General features: G+C 59.1%; 14 protein-coding genes and 1 pseudogene. 14 read left to right on the top strand and 1 reads right to left on the bottom strand.

Annotated features, from left to right (window positions below):
* Nucleotides 1–32: 32 nt before the first annotated feature.
* From nifK to XH90_RS35380, 10 genes are all read left to right on the top strand, one after another.
* Nucleotides 33–1,577 carry a nitrogenase molybdenum-iron protein subunit beta gene (gene nifK, locus XH90_RS35425; protein ID WP_128929920.1) on the top strand — a complete coding sequence of 515 codons (1,545 nt, stop codon included), beginning with the start codon at nucleotides 33–35 and terminating at the stop codon, nucleotides 1,575–1,577.
* Nucleotides 1,578–1,694: 117 nt separating this feature from the next.
* Nucleotides 1,695–3,257: a nitrogenase iron-molybdenum cofactor biosynthesis protein NifE gene (nifE, locus tag XH90_RS35420; RefSeq protein ID WP_128929921.1), complete on the top strand. Its 1,563-nt coding sequence runs from the start codon at nucleotides 1,695–1,697 to the stop codon at nucleotides 3,255–3,257.
* 11 nt (nucleotides 3,258–3,268) lie between these two features.
* Nucleotides 3,269–4,651, top strand: coding sequence for a nitrogenase iron-molybdenum cofactor biosynthesis protein NifN (gene nifN, locus XH90_RS35415; RefSeq protein ID WP_128929922.1), 1,383 nt, complete (start codon nucleotides 3,269–3,271; stop codon nucleotides 4,649–4,651).
* 20 nt (nucleotides 4,652–4,671) lie between these two features.
* Nucleotides 4,672–5,082, top strand: a complete 411-nt coding sequence (nifX, locus tag XH90_RS35410) for a nitrogen fixation protein NifX (protein ID WP_128929923.1) — start codon at nucleotides 4,672–4,674, stop codon at nucleotides 5,080–5,082.
* A 100-nt stretch (nucleotides 5,083–5,182) separates the two neighbouring features.
* A complete protein-coding gene (locus XH90_RS35405; RefSeq protein ID WP_232995640.1) occupies nucleotides 5,183–5,332 on the top strand; it encodes a DUF269 domain-containing protein in 150 nt (49 codons plus the stop codon).
* Between the two features lie 44 nt (nucleotides 5,333–5,376).
* Nucleotides 5,377–5,577 carry a hypothetical protein gene (locus tag XH90_RS35400; RefSeq protein ID WP_232995641.1) on the top strand — a complete coding sequence of 67 codons (201 nt, stop codon included), beginning with the start codon at nucleotides 5,377–5,379 and terminating at the stop codon, nucleotides 5,575–5,577.
* Entirely contained in the window at nucleotides 5,483–5,815 is a 333-nt protein-coding gene (fdxB, locus tag XH90_RS35395; RefSeq protein WP_128929924.1) for a ferredoxin III, nif-specific, read from the top strand. Before XH90_RS35400 ends, fdxB begins: the two co-directional genes overlap by 95 nt.
* A gap of 846 nt (nucleotides 5,816–6,661) precedes the next feature.
* Nucleotides 6,662–6,964, top strand: a complete 303-nt coding sequence (locus XH90_RS35390) for an iron-sulfur cluster assembly accessory protein (RefSeq protein WP_128929925.1) — start codon at nucleotides 6,662–6,664, stop codon at nucleotides 6,962–6,964.
* 113 nt (nucleotides 6,965–7,077) lie between these two features.
* On the top strand, nucleotides 7,078–7,293 hold the full coding sequence (gene nifT, locus XH90_RS35385; RefSeq protein ID WP_128929926.1) for a putative nitrogen fixation protein NifT: 216 nt from the start codon (nucleotides 7,078–7,080) through the stop codon (nucleotides 7,291–7,293).
* A 515-nt stretch (nucleotides 7,294–7,808) separates the two neighbouring features.
* Nucleotides 7,809–8,006 carry a hypothetical protein gene (locus tag XH90_RS35380; protein WP_164934261.1) on the top strand — a complete coding sequence of 66 codons (198 nt, stop codon included), beginning with the start codon at nucleotides 7,809–7,811 and terminating at the stop codon, nucleotides 8,004–8,006.
* Here the strand turns inward: XH90_RS35380 and XH90_RS35375 are convergent.
* Nucleotides 7,980–8,824, bottom strand: a pseudogene (locus tag XH90_RS35375) (transposase). The gene XH90_RS35380 and the pseudogene XH90_RS35375 sit on opposite strands and share 27 nt — an antisense overlap.
* Before the next feature lie 554 nt (nucleotides 8,825–9,378).
* Between XH90_RS35375 and nifB the strand changes: the two are divergent.
* The 4 genes from nifB to nifH all read left to right on the top strand — a co-directional run bounded on the left by nifB (nucleotide 9,379) and on the right by nifH (nucleotide 14,732).
* The gene (gene nifB / locus XH90_RS35370) at nucleotides 9,379–10,935 is read left to right on the top strand and encodes a nitrogenase cofactor biosynthesis protein NifB (RefSeq protein ID WP_128929927.1); all 1,557 of its coding nucleotides are present in this window, start codon (nucleotides 9,379–9,381) and stop codon (nucleotides 10,933–10,935) included.
* A 10-nt stretch (nucleotides 10,936–10,945) separates the two neighbouring features.
* Nucleotides 10,946–11,185 carry a 4Fe-4S binding protein gene (locus XH90_RS35365; protein ID WP_128929928.1) on the top strand — a complete coding sequence of 80 codons (240 nt, stop codon included), beginning with the start codon at nucleotides 10,946–10,948 and terminating at the stop codon, nucleotides 11,183–11,185.
* Nucleotides 11,186–12,128: 943 nt separating this feature from the next.
* Nucleotides 12,129–12,443 carry a nitrogen fixation protein NifZ gene (locus XH90_RS35360; RefSeq protein ID WP_128929929.1) on the top strand — a complete coding sequence of 105 codons (315 nt, stop codon included), beginning with the start codon at nucleotides 12,129–12,131 and terminating at the stop codon, nucleotides 12,441–12,443.
* A gap of 1,404 nt (nucleotides 12,444–13,847) precedes the next feature.
* A complete protein-coding gene (nifH, locus tag XH90_RS35355; protein ID WP_128929930.1) occupies nucleotides 13,848–14,732 on the top strand; it encodes a nitrogenase iron protein in 885 nt (294 codons plus the stop codon).
* The last annotated feature ends 67 nt before the right edge of the window (nucleotides 14,733–14,799 follow it).

The raw sequence follows: 14,799 nt of genomic DNA, 5'->3' as shown, positions 1-14,799 counted from the left end.
ATAAACCAATCGCCGAAAAGGAGAGTGCCGCGTTGACACAGAATGCCGAACACGTCCTCGATCACTTGGATCTATTCCGAGGTCCGGAATATCAGCAAATGCTCGCCAAAAAGAAGGCGCTGTTCGAGAACCCGCATGACCAAAGGGAAGTCGAGCGGATCAGCGAATGGTCAAAGACGCGAGAATACCGCGAGAAGAACTTCGCGCGTGAAGCATTGACTGTGAACCCCGCCAAGGCCTGCCAGCCACTCGGTGCGGTGTTCGCTGCCTCCGGTTTTGAGGGCACGCTGCCCTTCGTTCACGGCTCACAGGGTTGCGTCGCATACTACCGAAGTCATCTTTCGAGACACTTTAAGGAGCCAAGCTCCTGCGTCTCTTCCTCGATGACTGAGGACGCCGGGGTGTTCGGTGGTCTAAACAACATGATTGACGGGCTCGCTAACGCTTACAACATATACAAGCCCAAGATGATCGCGGTTTCCACCACGTGCATGGCCGAAGTGATCGGGGATGACCTGAACGCCTTCATCAAGACAGCGAAGGAGAAGGGGTCAGTCCCGGCACAATATGATGTTCCCTTCGCTCATACACCTGCCTTTGTCGGCAGCCACGTGACCGGGTATGACAATGCGCTGAAGAGCATCCTTGAGCACTTCTGGGATGGCAAGGCAGGCACCGCCTCCAAACTAGAGCGCAAGGTGAACGGCAAGATTAATTTCATCGGTGGGTTCGACGGGTACACGGTCGGGAACATCCGGGAAATTAAGCGCGTCTTCGAGTTGATGGGAATCGAATATACTATACTCGCCGACAACAGCGATGTCTTCGATACTCCGACCGACGGCGAGTTCCGCATGTATGATGGCGGCACCACGCTGGAGGACGCGGCTAACGCGATCCATGCCAAAGCCACGATCTCCATGCAGCAACACTGCACCGAGAAGACACTGTCCTTCGTCGAGGGGCACGGTCATGAGGTTGCCGCCTTCAACTACCCCATCGGTGTCAGCGCGACGGACGAATTCCTAATGACTGTGTCCCGCATGACCGGCAAGCCGATCGCGAAGGCATTGGAGCGGGAGCGCGGCCGTCTCGTGGACGCCATGGCAGACTCCAGTGCGTATCTGCACGGCAAGAAGTTCGCGATCTACGGCGATCCGGATCTCTGCTACGGGCTCTCTTCATTCCTCCTGGAGCTCGGTGCAGAGCCGGCTCATGTGCTGTCTACGAATGGTGGCAAGGCTTGGGCAGAGAAAATGGAGGAACTGTTTGTTAGTTCACTGTTTGGCAAGAACTGCTCTGCATATCCCGGCAAAGATCTCTGGCACATGCGCTCCCTATTATGCACTGAGCCGGTCGATTACCTGATTGGCAACACCTACGGGAAGTACCTCGAGCGCGATACCGGGACGCCACTGATCCGCATCGGTTTCCCTGTGTTCGATCGGCACCATCAACATCGGTATCCCGTCTGGGGTTATCAGGGCGGCATAAACGTTCTTGTCAAGATACTGGACAAGGTCCTGGACCAGATGGACAGGACTGGAGCGGACTATAGCTTTGATATCATCCGCTGACGTAAATGATTTGGTCTAGCGCCGGCCAGAGCAGGGTCGACGGCCGGTGTCTAGCCAGAAAGATCCACGTCGCGGCACAAGGCTCGCGCGGCGGGTCGAAGAAAATAGGAGATACGTATGAGCGTCGACACGTCCGCCATCGAGGACGTCTTCAACGAGCCGGGTTGTGGCAGAAACGACAACAAGACGGCGGCCGAACGTACTATGGGGTGCACTAGGCAGTTGAAGCCAGGAGAGGCGGGCGGCGGATGCGCATTCGACGGCGCCAAAATCGCGCTACAGCCGTTCACCGACGTTGCGCATCTGGTCCACGGCCCAATCGCCTGCGAGGGCAATTCCTGGGACAACCGAGGCAGCGCCTCCTCAGGCTCCGATCTCTGGCGCCGAAGCTTCACGACCGACATGAACGAAACCGATGTAATCTTTGGCGGCGAAAAGCGCCTTTATCAAGCGATCGGGGAGGTGATCGGCAAGTTCGATCCGCCGGCTGTCTTTGTTTACCAAACCTGCGTGCCAGCCGCGATTGGCGACGACATCAAGGCCGTGTGCAAGGCTGCCGTGGCCAAGTTCGGTAAGCCTATCATTCCTGTAAATTCGCCGGGGTTCGTCGGGTCCAAGAACCTCGGAAACAAGCTTGCCGGCGAGGCGCTGCTTGAGCATGTGATCGGCACTGAGGAACCGGACTATACCACTCCCTACGACATCAATATCATCGGCGAATACAACTTGTCCGGCGAGTTCTGGCAGATCAAACCGCTGCTCGATGAACTTGGCATCCGCATCCTTTCTTGTATCTCCGGCGATGGGAAATATCACGAGCTGGCCTGTTCGCATCGCGCAAAGGCTGCGATGCTAGTGTGTTCCAAGGCGATGATAAACGTCGCCCGTAAGATGGAGGAACGCTACGGCATTCCCTACTTCGAGGGCTCGTTCTACGGCGTGCAGGATTCCAGCAACTCCTTGCGGACGATCGCGCGCATGCTGATCGAGCGCGGCGCGCCGCTGGAGCTTGGAGGGCGTACCGAGGCTGTCATCATGCGTGAGGAAGCAAGGGTACGCGCGGCGATCGAGCGCTTCAAACCACGATTCAAGGGTAAGAAGGTTCTGTTGATCACCGGCGGTGTTAAGTCGTGGTCGGTGGTCGCGGCGCTGCAGGAGGCCGGTCTAGAGATCGCCGGCACCTCCGTGAAGAAGTCCACCAAAGAGGACAAAGACCGCATCAAGGAGCTGATGGGCCGGCACGCCCTTATGATCGAGGAAGCGGCGCCGCGCGACATCTACAAAATGTTGATGAACTCCCGGGCTGATATGATGCTCTCCGGCGGCAAGTCGCAGTTCGTCGCGCTGAAGGCGATGATACCTTGGCTTGACATCAACCAGGAGCGTTCTCAGGCGTACATGGGGTATATTGGCATGGTCAAGCTGATGGAGGAGATTGATAAGGCGCTCTACAATCCAATATGGACCCAACTACGCCGTCCCGCGCCTTGGGACGAAGCGGAGGTCAATCGGCAGACCAACATCCCGCACACGGATTCGCACGCCGCAGAGAATTCCACCGCCGTGCGAGGTCATTCCAGCGCCGCCGGATTCAAGGAACGCGCCAATGCCTCGGGCAGGTGGGTCGTTGGGCACATTTCCGCTGCGCAGGCAACATGCGCCGTCCAGGCGTCGGAATAGGGCGTCTGCCAATGGCCATCGTCTCCACCTCCGAGAAATCCTGCACGGTCAATCCGCTCAAGATGAGCCAGCCGATCGGCGGCTCTTTCGCCTTTATGGGCCTTCGCGGCGCGATGCCGCTGCTACACGGCTCCCAGGGCTGCACCTCGTTCGGCCTGACCCTGTTCGTGCGGCACTTCAGGGAGGCAGTGCCGATGCAGACCACCGCAATGAGTGAAGTCGAGGCCGTGTTCGGCGGTCAGGAAAATGTCGAACAGGCGATACTTAACATCTACAATGGTGCGAAACCGGAAATCATCGGGATCAATTCGACCGGCCTGACCGAGATAAAGGGAGAGGACGTCGAACGATTCATTTACCTGATTCAGCAAAAGCACCCACAGCTCGAAAGGCTTCCGCTGGTTTACGTCTCGACCCCGGATTTCAAGGGCGCGTTCCAGGACGGCTGGGACAAGACGGTCGCACGAATGGTGGAAGTCCTGGTCCATCCCGTCGAGACGGGTCGGGCGCGGGATCCCGCTCGCATCAATGTTCTGCCGGGCTGCCACCTCACGCCAGGCGATCTCAATGAGCTGCGGACGATCCTGGAGGATTTCGGACTGAAACCATCCTTCCTGCCGGACCTGGCCGGTTCGCTCGACGGTCAAATTCCCGATGAGTTCACGCCCACCACGATCGGCGGCATCGGGGTCGACGAGATTGCGACAATGGGGCAGGCGGCATGGACGATCGCGATCGGCGCGCAGATGCAACGTGCGGCGGAGGCCATGTATGCGAAAACAGGCGTACGATTTCGCTTGTTCGAACGCCTCTGCGGCCTCGTTCCCAACGACGAGTTCATCGCGTTTCTGAGCAAGATCAGTGACCGGCCAGTTCCGCTAAAGTACCGCCGGCAGCGCGGCCAACTCGCGGATGCTATGTTGGATGCGCATTTCTACATCGGGGGCCGTAAGCTGGCGATCGGCGCCGAGCCGGACTTGCTCTTCGATCTCTCCAGCATGCTGTACGACATGGGTGCCAATATCGCAGTCGCCGTGACCACAACAGCCTCCCCCGTGTTGCAGCGTATCAGGACGGAGGAGGTCCTGATCGGAGATCTCGAAGATCTCGAGGAACTTGCCAAGACCCACGGCTGCAATCTCCTCATCACCCATTCGCACGGCCGCCAGGCGGCCTCGCGCCTTAACATCCCGTTTTTTCGCGCTGGCTTCCCGATGTTCGATCGTCTTGGCGCCGGCCACCAGCTCTCAGTCGGCTACCGCGGCACGCGCGATCTCATCTTCGGCCTCGCCAATCTTGTCATTGCCGATCGCGAGGCGAAGCACCAGCCGACGCCCGATACTTGGCGAAGCGTTGACCGCGACTTCAAGACCGTCCCGTCCTACCCGCAATAACCCAATAAGGAGAATAGATCTTGAAAGTCGCTTTTGCCACCCAGGATCTGAAGTGCGTGGATGCGCATTTCGGTTGGGCCAAGAACATCGCTATCTACGACGTCACTCCGGACGCTCACCGCATCCTTCAGGTCATCGAGTTCGGTGACGATCTCACGGAAGATGGCCGCAAGGATAAGCTGACGCGGAAAATCGACGCCATCAAGGACTGCACGATCCTTTATGTCGCTGCGATCGGCGGCTCGGCCGCGGCACGCGTCGTTGCCAACAAAATCCATCCGTTAACGGTGATCAAGCGCGAGGCGATCGAGACCCTCTGCATCAAGCTCGAAGATGCGCTGAAGGGCTCCCCACCACCCTGGTTGCGCAAGGCGCTCGGAGGTACGAGCAAAGCCCCCCTCCATTTTGACGACTGCAGGACGCTTCCATGACAGACGCTGCTTAACCCGCTTTCTCCCGCACTGCGACTCGAGTCGGCCGCGCTCGCAATCGAGAAAGCGACTGGCGTCATGATCTTGACGATACTTAGAGATGCACCTCGAAGAATTTGAGCGCATGGACCTGCTCGGCGGCCGGTTCATCGTCATCAACAAACAACCGCGCGACGTGAACCGCTTAGACTTCGACGATTTCGGCACGCTCGCAGCCACGGTTAATATGTCTGTCGGCCGAGCGGCGTAGGCCAATCGGACCTGCACGATCTATCGACGGCGCTTACGCCGAACTTGGCCTCGATCCTGAGCGTCGCGCAGAAGGCTCATGATGCCTTCACCAAGCTTGATCGCAAGCGCAAACAGAAGAGACAGAAAACAGCGCAAAATGATCGCAATCATGTCCTACGTAACCCGCGACGGACGCGCCTGGATACCGGACTATCTGGTATCAATCGATACCCAGAAGTGCATCGGCTGCGGCCGCTGCTATAAGGTTTGCGGCCGGCAAGTCATGACGCTGAAGGGCATCAACGAGGATGGCGAGGTCATCGGCCTCGATGATGATGATGGTGACTTAGAGAGGAAGGCCATGGTGATGCAAGACGCCGGTGCATGCATCGGCTGCGGCGCCTGTTCGCGGATCTGTCCTGCGAACTGCCAGACTCACACCCGGCCGCTTGAACTCGGGCCGGAGTGGACGAACCCGCAAGTCGATCCGCCGCCGTTTTAGGCAGCGTTCTTGGCCTCCGCAAGCCATCTGTCGGCCCGTGGGCGGCTCGGCGCCGGACATCACTGCGACGAACCCGATCGCACCCGTTCCCCCGCGTAACTTTTCTACTTGGAACTGTGAACACACCGAGCCCGGTGAACCTGACGACGGTCTGCTCTCTCGTGCGACCGTGCTCTGAGCCTCGAGGGCTTGTCCTTGAACAGACCGAACCCGCTAGCCGGCGTTGTGCGCCTGTACCACCATGCTCCGGTGCAAGTTGTTTTGCCGCAACCAGTGGGCAGCTCCTGAGCACGTTGTTCTTAGTGCTATGGAGCTTAGGTTAGCGCGGATGTGCTTAATGCCTAAGGCTCGGCAAACGCATCGCCGACAGCGAACTATTCGTCACCACGCCGATCATCGCTTACGACGCCCTGACCGTGACGCCCTAGCTTTGGGGTACGCCACGGCAGCGTTGAGACAACGAAAAAGAGCCGTTCGTGTCTGGTCCGATCGACCTCCAAGAAGGCGACGCGGGATGGGATGATAGTACACATCTATGGACGAGTCCGCCGACAGCGCCAGAGTTAGCGCCGCCGACCTGTCACAGGCGCGATGGTTTTCGGCCGCCTTAGTCCGCCGGCGTCGACGAACGTTTCCATACATGGGATTCCGGACTGCTGTGTGCGGTACGCCCGGTACAGCTGTGCCATTCCGCTTCTCGTGCGCCACCGAGGCCGGTTGTCGCAGATCCGACACGCGAGGCGGAGCAACGGGCGGTGGCGGCGAAATGCCAGTGATTTCCGTCTTCTGTGTGCTCTGGCACGAGAGTTGCGATCTGTTGAACGATCCATAACAGCGGGACGTGCGATGATTGATTTGACGGAGAGCGCGGTGAATGCGGTGAAGGCAGCGATCTCGATGGCGCCGCAACAAACGAGCGGTTTGCGCATCATAGTCGAAACCGGCGGCTGCGCCGGGTTCAAGTACGTGATGGCCCTCGCCGTGGAAGCCAATCCGGACGATACTGTTATCGAGCGTCACGGCGTCAAGCTGTTCGTCGATCGCAAGAGCCTGACGCACCTCAACGGCACCACCATGGACTTCGTCGTGGGTCTAGATGGCTCCGGTTTCACGTTTGATAACCCCAATGTGAACTCACACAACGACTAACGAAGTAGCGATGTGATGCACGCACTGCCCGAGTCCCTATGGAATCAGAGAGCATCGCATCCGCCGTGCGAAGAGCGCACGAGCAGCGGCTCCCGCAACCAGAAGTTCAGATCATGAAAGTCACGATCCGCCGCTCAACGGAGACCGGTCTGTCGATTTACGTGCCGAAGAAGGATCTCGAGGAGCCAATCGTCGAAGCCGAGCACGAGACGCTGTGGGGCGGGTGGATCAAGATCGCCAATGGCTGGGTGCTCGACCTGCCGCACATGGCCTCCGACACCCAGTTGCCCATCACGATCAGCGCCAGGAAGCGGGGCGGAGAGGGATAGGAGTGATGAATGCGCTCGCCCCATACACGAATTCGCCGGCCCCACCCCGGCGCTGAAGCACATCAGAAGACCTCACCAAGTCCGCCCATGCCCCGTGAGAAGGCACCCCTGCAAGCGCCTTCGCCAAGCCACATTCGTTTTCGCCGCTTAAGTTGCCGCCAATCAGAAGAGGCTAGTAAAATTGCGCAACGGGAAGCCCTCTTCGCCGGGCGCTGCCATTTGACCCCGCCCACCTGGCGTAGCCCGCACCGATCTCGGCGATGATCGCTGGTACGGTTTTTTTTATGGCAAGCCGCGAAAGAAGGATGGACCACAGTCATAAGGCGTGCTGCATCGGCTACGGTCTTCACGTTTTTCGCCTGCAGCAGAAAACGGGCAACTCCTGCGCACCTACCGGGCTGTTGAAGAACTCAGCCGCGTCTACAGCGAACGCAAAGTCGTCGCCAATGTGGATCTAGAAGTGGCTCATCGCCGACACATGACAACTCGGTGCGGGGCGATCCGTGGCGGGTGACTTGGCAGCCATCAAGGAAGCCCTTCAGGGCAGCGAAGGCACATTTGTTGTCGGGCTTGTCCTCGAAGGTGAGATGCGCCTCTTCGACAAGATCGAGAAACTCTCTGTCCCGGTTGTCCATCTTGACAATGTTCGTCAGCGACCGGCCAAGCCCCAGCCGAAGCCGTGCACCTTAGCCTTCAGCCCGGTCCCGCGATAAGATTCGGCAATCGCACCAGCTTGTAGGCGGTGGCAACGAAGATAGAGGCCCATTTGGCGCGCTCACCACCATGAAACCTGTCTCTTGCCCGGCAACCGTATTGATCCCGCCGAATGCCTCCCGACCCGCTTGCAGATGCGCTGGCTTACGGCTAGTGACCGACCCAAACTCAGAGCTACGGCCGCTGGTATTCTGTGAAACATGCGCGTCACGTTCATCGAGCGCGGCTCATTGACGAACTCTTCCGCATCGTGGGCCGGCCATTCAGCACGCGGCTCCATCATGTGCAGCGCTGCGATGCATTCGGCATGCCCGCCAGCATGAGGCAGGCGTCGGCCAGCCGGTCGTGGCGGTTCTGCATCAGCCCGTGTCCACAGTGGCGTCCTCTTGCCTTTGCCCTTCCTGCAGCGCGGTAGCGCCTAGCATCGGGACTGGTGGTCGACGCATGGAGGTCCTTCCAGCGTGTTTTGGCTATGGAAGTCGGGCCGGCGGCTCGCCAGAGTCGTCCTTCGGACTGCCGATTGAGCACCCGGCCGCCGTTTTTCGAGAACATCGAACATCCCGGACCACGTCGTCACCCCCGATTGCGACAAACCAGCGGACAGCGGGCGGGTATTCCAGCCGCTCTTCACAAGCCGTTCCGCGCGGATCAAATAAAACGCCTGCAACAGCGTCGCCCGCAGCAGCTTCACTCTGCGAGATCGCAGCCCGTCCAATCGTCGAATAGAGCGCAGCGCAGTCCCGCTCCAACGCCGACAGCGCCTCGTTCACAATCGTTAGAATCGCGGCGGATGATCACGCCGCACCCGCGTCTCCAGATCAAGCTAGCTATACAGCTCGCCCATTCGATTATCGCCGCGACCCAGGCACCATCTCCGAAGTTTGTCGGAGCCGCCAATGGATCACGGTACCACCATCAGCGGCGAGCGACTTTTTTTCAACGGCCTGCTAGAACGCGACGGACGCCCCTACGCTTGGCGGGCGTCCCCCTTCGGCGCGCGACCAAACGCTGTCTTTAGAGCGAACTCCTCTTTGCGCCCTGGGCTTCAATTCGATTCATTTTAATTTGCGCGCGCGGCCAGGTTCGGGCTGACGCTCTGGCTCATGATAGCCAGATACGATCGGTCGAACCGGGGATGCGCAGACCATTTTCGTAAAAGCGCTCTCTGGTAACGCCAAATTCGTCCATTTTCCAACGTGCGTCGGCTACCCGACATACTCGACTTCTGTAACGACCAATCTTGCAGGCGCAAACCAGCGCATGGACCCAACGCTGGCATAGAGGTTGCTGAAGGCCGTTCTAGAACGACGCATCAGACGCTTGGCAAGATCCGAGCTTCCAATCTATTCGGTCTCCAGGGAGAATGACCAAATGTACGCTTCAGCTCAACACGGCGCTAGCAGGAGCGATATCCTCACCGCTCTCGGCGATACCAAGCAGGTCGGGCGCAAGAGCTGCAGCACCTCAGGTTGTTGCGGTCAAGGAAAGTGCGGATCGCAAAAAGGGCAGGGAGATCTGCCGTCCGGACTCTGGGACAAAGTGAAGACCCATCCATGCTATAGCGAGGAGGCGCATCATCACTACGCGCGCATGCATGTCGCGGTGGCACCCGCTTGCAATATTCAGTGTAACTACTGTAATCGCAAATACGACTGCGCAAACGAGTCGCGCCCTGGCGTGGTCAGCGAGAGGCTGTCGCCCGAACAAGCTGTCAAGAAAGTACTGGCGGTCGCCTCGGCCGTCCCGCAGATGACGGTGCTCGGCATTGCTGGCCCGGGCGATCCGCTGGCGAACCCCAAAAGGACGTTCAAAACCTTCGAGCTAGTCAAGACCGCGGCCCCCGACATAAAGCTGTGCCTGTCCACAAATGGGCTTATGCTGCCGGATTACATCGACGCCATTTCCAATTTCAACGTCGACCATGTCACGATCACCATCAACACGGTCGATCCTGAGATCGGCACTCGGATCTATCCTTGGATCTTCTATAAGCACAAGCGTTACACCGGCCATGAAGCGGCTAAGATTTTGACTGAACGCCAGCTTCAGGGGCTTCAGATGCTCACCGAGCGCGGTGTCCTCACCAAAGTCAACTCTGTAATGATACCGGGGATTAACGACCATCACCTTGCGGAGGTCAACAAGGTAGTGAAATCGCGCGGCGGTTTTTTGCACAACATCATGCCGCTTATCTCCTCACCGGAGCACGGCACTGCTTTCGGCGCCAGCGGTCAGCGTGGCCCGAGCCCTCAGGAGTTGAAAGCCGTTCAAGACTCCTGCGAAGGCGAGATGATTATGATGCGGCACTGCCGTCAGTGCCGCGCTGACGCTGTCGGTCTGCTTGGCGAGAGCCGCACCGCCGAGTTCACCATCGAGAGGATCATGTCAATGGAGCTGAACTACGATATGGACACCCGTAAGGCTTACCGAGCCAAGGTCGAGAAGGAGCGCGCCGCTATGATTGTGGCAGGGCATGACGCGCTTGTCGGACTGGCGGATGTGTCAAGCGACATCAAGGTGCTGGCTGCGGTCGCGACTAAGGGCTCTGGTCTGATCAATGAGCACTTTGGCCACGCTGCGGAGTTCCAGGTTTACGAGCTCTCGAAGGCAGGGGCGAAATTCGTAGGCCACCGCCGCGTCGATGTCTATTGCCAGGGCGGCTACGGCGAGGAGGGCAGCTTGGCTTCGATTATCAGCGCAATCAATGATTGCCACGCAGTGTTCGTGGCTAAGATCGGCGCCTGCCCGAGGGAGGCCCTGATCAAGGCAGGCATCACGCCAGTCGATCAATTCGCCCATGACTTCATCGTCAAGTCGGCGATCGTGTGGTTCACAGCCTATCTGAAGAAAGTCAACAGCGGCGAGATTGCACACGTGCAGCGCATTCAGGCCGGCAGTCGCAACGCCACGGTTATTTCTGCAGCTTGAGGAGACATCAATGCCATTCAAGATCGTTTCTTCGCAATGTACGGGCTGCTCCGCCTGCGAGCTGGAATGTCCGAATGCAGCAATCTTTGAGAGGGATGGCTCTTTCGTAATCGATTCAAAGAAGTGCACTGAGTGCATCGGGCACTTCGACGAGCCGCAATGTGTGGCCGTTTGTCCTGTGGACAGAACCTGCGTCATCGATACCTCGCTACCGCGCTACCAAGCGCCTGCTAGAGGGGAAACAGCATGACCTTCATGGTCATACCGACAACGCGCCAATCGACGTCAAGAATGCCCCGCAGCGACCGCGGCATTGGAGGCAGCTTTCTGCTCGGGCGACTGCTCCCAGCCTGGCAGCCGCCCGAGCGTAACCGCTGAGCCCCGACCGGCGGGCCGGGTCGCCGAGCGGCGGCTCGAGATCCAGGAGCTACTGGAGCTCGACCCCAGCGATACAATCGACGCCAAGGTTTTGCTGAACGTGTTCGAGAGGACAGACACTATGATGAGTTATGGCGGCGTCGAGGCTCTCGACCGGAACGCCAGGTCGACGCAATCGTTGTCTGAATTGGCGGTCCATGGCGCGGGCGCCTACCAGATCAGTCGCGCTTAGGTGTACCATTGCTAGCACCGCACCGCCTTTTCCTCGCCCAGCGCCTCGACGAGGCCCACCCGCCATATTCGCGTATCGTCGCTGCGCAATCGCAGTAGGGCTCTCATTCTGGTCTTGCGTCACCTCTGCTGGGCGATCTCGTCAACAGATCCGCGGGCATCCCCTCAACGCCTGGCCGAGCAATTTGGTGTGCCGTCGCGAAACGCTCCGCATCGCGCGACGAAGATGCGAGTTCGAAAGCCGATCGAGAATGGCAGCCTGCAGCCGATCGTTGCCGGCGAGGCCGGCGAAAACTCAGATGCTAGCATGTACCGGCTAACACCGGAGCTCCCTGGAGGGATAATCAAGACGAGGCCAATGTCCACCCGGTCGTGGCCCAAGGCATTTTACGCATGGCTACCCGGCATGCTTACCTAACGCCACGCTGCAGTGCACTTGACGGCCCGCCATCCGACATCCATTTCAGCGTTACGGCTCGTGCCGTGGCTGGCGAGCTCATGGTGCGGGGCGAAAGCCATGATAGCCTCGTGCAAAACGCGCGCGGCCGCCGGCCACCCCTCCGCTGGAGCGAGGAAATGCGAGTATGAGCGACCACGTGAACGACGACGACTTTATCGAGCTAACGGCCCAGCCGTTTTTCAGCTATGGAGAGAAAGTGCGGGCAACGCGCACCATTCGAAATGATGGGACGTATGCTGGCAAGGAGATCGGCGAGGTTCTCGCTGTGAAGGGCGAGATCGGCTATGTCGTCTCGATTGGCACCTTCCTCCAGCGATTCTACATTTATGGCGTCGATTTCATCGAAAGCGGTCGCCGCGTCGGGATGAAGCGCAAGGAGCTTGATCGCGTTGCGCCGCGCGACGGCATCAGGCACGTCCAGTTACCGGACGAGTGCTGATAGTCGCGCTGGATTGACAATTGTTAGTCGCCGGCACGTAAGGGGCAGTCGATCGGCACCACGACCGCGTCTTTTCCAAGAATCGACCGACGATGTCTAGGCGCGCGCCGACCAACTAGGCGCATTATGTTGCTGACCGACACTATGCAGACCTGTCGATCCAAATCGTTGATTCCGCGGGTGGCGGTCGGTCGCCTCCCAGGCGAGAAAGCGGGCGGTACGCATGCGCTTGCGGCACGAAGGCATCACCGGATGCACATCGAAACATGAGAGGGCACACGAGCGACGCATCTACGTACGATTATTCCAGTGAGAACGTGCTTTTATGGAAGATCGCACACACGGCGGTGCTTCTGCACGGCAGGACAACGGCGGCCGGTGCACACTTCCGGCTCTTCGCTGGCCAATGGCCGGCCTGAGGCCTCGCGATCGACGCTCGCTTCAGCGCTCGTCAGCCAGGGGTAAGACCAGAATATCCCAGAGCATTGGCGTAACTAGGCGCCGCCGCATCCGACCCGGCTCGCTCTATCTCGGCTCTCGGGTTTCCCTGCCGCGGCCAGTCCAGCCATAACGTGACAGGCGTCTTCCTAAGGAAGCCGCACCATCGCTGTGCGGTCCATTGCTCGCGCCAGAAGCTCCTTCTTATCGCGCTTTGGCGAGGCGCCTGCAGTTCAGGTTGCCCGAACGTCTTCAAGCACCTGCATGATTGCAACAGCCGTTAGCGCCAGTATTCATCGCTTATCCGTGGCTTCGTCGCACTTGTCGACGACAGCGAGATGTTCGCGCCGGGAGCGCGCTTCCTGCCTTAGGCGATCGGTTTAACGCTGCGCTCCATCAAGAAGGCGCCGAACAGCAGCCGAGCAGGGTTCAGCCAGCCCACGCCCCTTTCGGGAGAGTCGGCCTCCGCCCGAGGCGAGGCTGTCGCTCTCGATTCCCGCATGCGACAGGCTCTGGGCGGCATAGCTGATCCACTTTCGTCCGTCACAGACATTGGACAATGGCTCCTTAACTGTCGCAATACCGATCTGCACCGACGCGTCTAAACGCTAGCGCCCAACCTGAAGCAACCTTTCCCCCGCCTATGGCGGCGCAGATACGCTGTGATCTTACCATGGCGGCGCTCCTTTGTCTGGATCCTCACACTGGCCTGACTTTCGTAGAGGCGACATCCCTTCCAACTTCGGCTCCGGGCGAACCACTTTGCGAGCGTACTCAGCGCCTTAGTCCGCGCGGAGCCAACGGCACACCAGTTGCACTTCGCATACAGCAACACGGTGGGAGCTGAGAGCTCGGCTGGCGGCTCCAAACTCTCCCTACCGAATCCTCGGGTCGCCGCTTCTGACGGTGGCTCAATGCGACGCGAGACTGCGCGGTGCTTTTGGCACCCGCTTAATGGAGATGAACATGTCGTCACTGAGGCAAATCGCATTTTACGGCAAAGGTGGTATCGGAAAGTCGACTACGTCCCAGAACACGCTCGCAGCGCTTGCTGAGATGGGCCACAGAATCCTTATCGTGGGATGCGATCCTAAGGCGGACTCTACGCGCTTGATCCTGCACGCTAAGGCGCAAGACACCATTCTCAGCCTCGCCGCCAGTGTCGGCAGCGTCGAAGACCTTGAGATCGAGGACGTCATGAAAATCGGATATAAGGACATCCGCTGCGTGGAGTCCGGTGGTCCAGAGCCTGGCGTCGGTTGTGCTGGGCGGGGGGTCATCACCTCCATCAATTTTCTAGAACACAACGGTGCCTATGAGGACATCGACTACGTATCCTACGACGTGCTCGGCGACGTCGTCTGCGGCGGCTTCGCAATGCCGATCCGCGAGAACAAGGCGCAGGAAATCTACATTGTGATGTCCGGCGAGATGATGGCCATGTACGCCGCCAATAACATCTCCAAAGGCATTCTGAAATACGCCCATTCAGGCGGCGTCCGTCTTGGGGGGCTTGTCTGCAACGAGCGTCAGACCGACAAGGAGCTGGAGCTAGCGGACGCGCTGGCGAAGAAGCTGGGAACTCAGCTCATCTACTTCGTGCCGCGAGACAACATCGTGCAGCATGCTGAGCTGCGCCGCATGACGGTGCTGGAGTATGCGCCGGACTCCAAGCAGGCGGATCATTATCGCAACCTTGCATCCAAGATACACAACAACGGCGGGAAGGGCGTTGTTCCGACCCCGATCAGCATGGACGAGCTGGAGGATATGCTGATGGAACACGGGATCATGAAGGCGGTAGACGAGAGCCAGATCGGCAAAACCGCGGCCCAGCCCGCGACGCCATAAGGATCCTGCCGGTCTCCTCGTCTCATGGGGCCGGCTATCCAGCGGTCTTTCCAATAGCGGCGGGGCA

It is taken from the genome of Bradyrhizobium sp. CCBAU 53338 (assembly GCF_015291665.1).
In the GTDB taxonomy this organism is placed as follows: domain Bacteria; phylum Pseudomonadota; class Alphaproteobacteria; order Rhizobiales; family Xanthobacteraceae; genus Bradyrhizobium.
This window is presented reverse-complemented; position numbering and strand designations above follow the sequence as displayed.

Bases quoted from the DNA above. Each gene is read 5' to 3' on its own strand.
- nifE (WP_128929921.1), top strand. From the start codon at position 1,695: ATGAGCGTCGACACGTCCGCCATCGAGGACGTCTTCAACGAGCCGGGT.
- nifN (WP_128929922.1), top strand. From the start codon at position 3,269: ATGGCCATCGTCTCCACCTCCGAGAAATCCTGCACGGTCAATCCGCTC.
- XH90_RS35405 (WP_232995640.1), top strand. From the start codon at position 5,183: ATGCACCTCGAAGAATTTGAGCGCATGGACCTGCTCGGCGGCCGGTTC.
- fdxB (WP_128929924.1), top strand. From the start codon at position 5,483: ATGTCCTACGTAACCCGCGACGGACGCGCCTGGATACCGGACTATCTG.
- XH90_RS35390 (WP_128929925.1), top strand. From the start codon at position 6,662: ATGATTGATTTGACGGAGAGCGCGGTGAATGCGGTGAAGGCAGCGATC.
- nifT (WP_128929926.1), top strand. From the start codon at position 7,078: ATGAAAGTCACGATCCGCCGCTCAACGGAGACCGGTCTGTCGATTTAC.
- nifB (WP_128929927.1), top strand. From the start codon at position 9,379: ATGTACGCTTCAGCTCAACACGGCGCTAGCAGGAGCGATATCCTCACC.
- XH90_RS35365 (WP_128929928.1), top strand. From the start codon at position 10,946: ATGCCATTCAAGATCGTTTCTTCGCAATGTACGGGCTGCTCCGCCTGC.
- XH90_RS35360 (WP_128929929.1), top strand. From the start codon at position 12,129: ATGAGCGACCACGTGAACGACGACGACTTTATCGAGCTAACGGCCCAG.
- nifH (WP_128929930.1), top strand. From the start codon at position 13,848: ATGTCGTCACTGAGGCAAATCGCATTTTACGGCAAAGGTGGTATCGGA.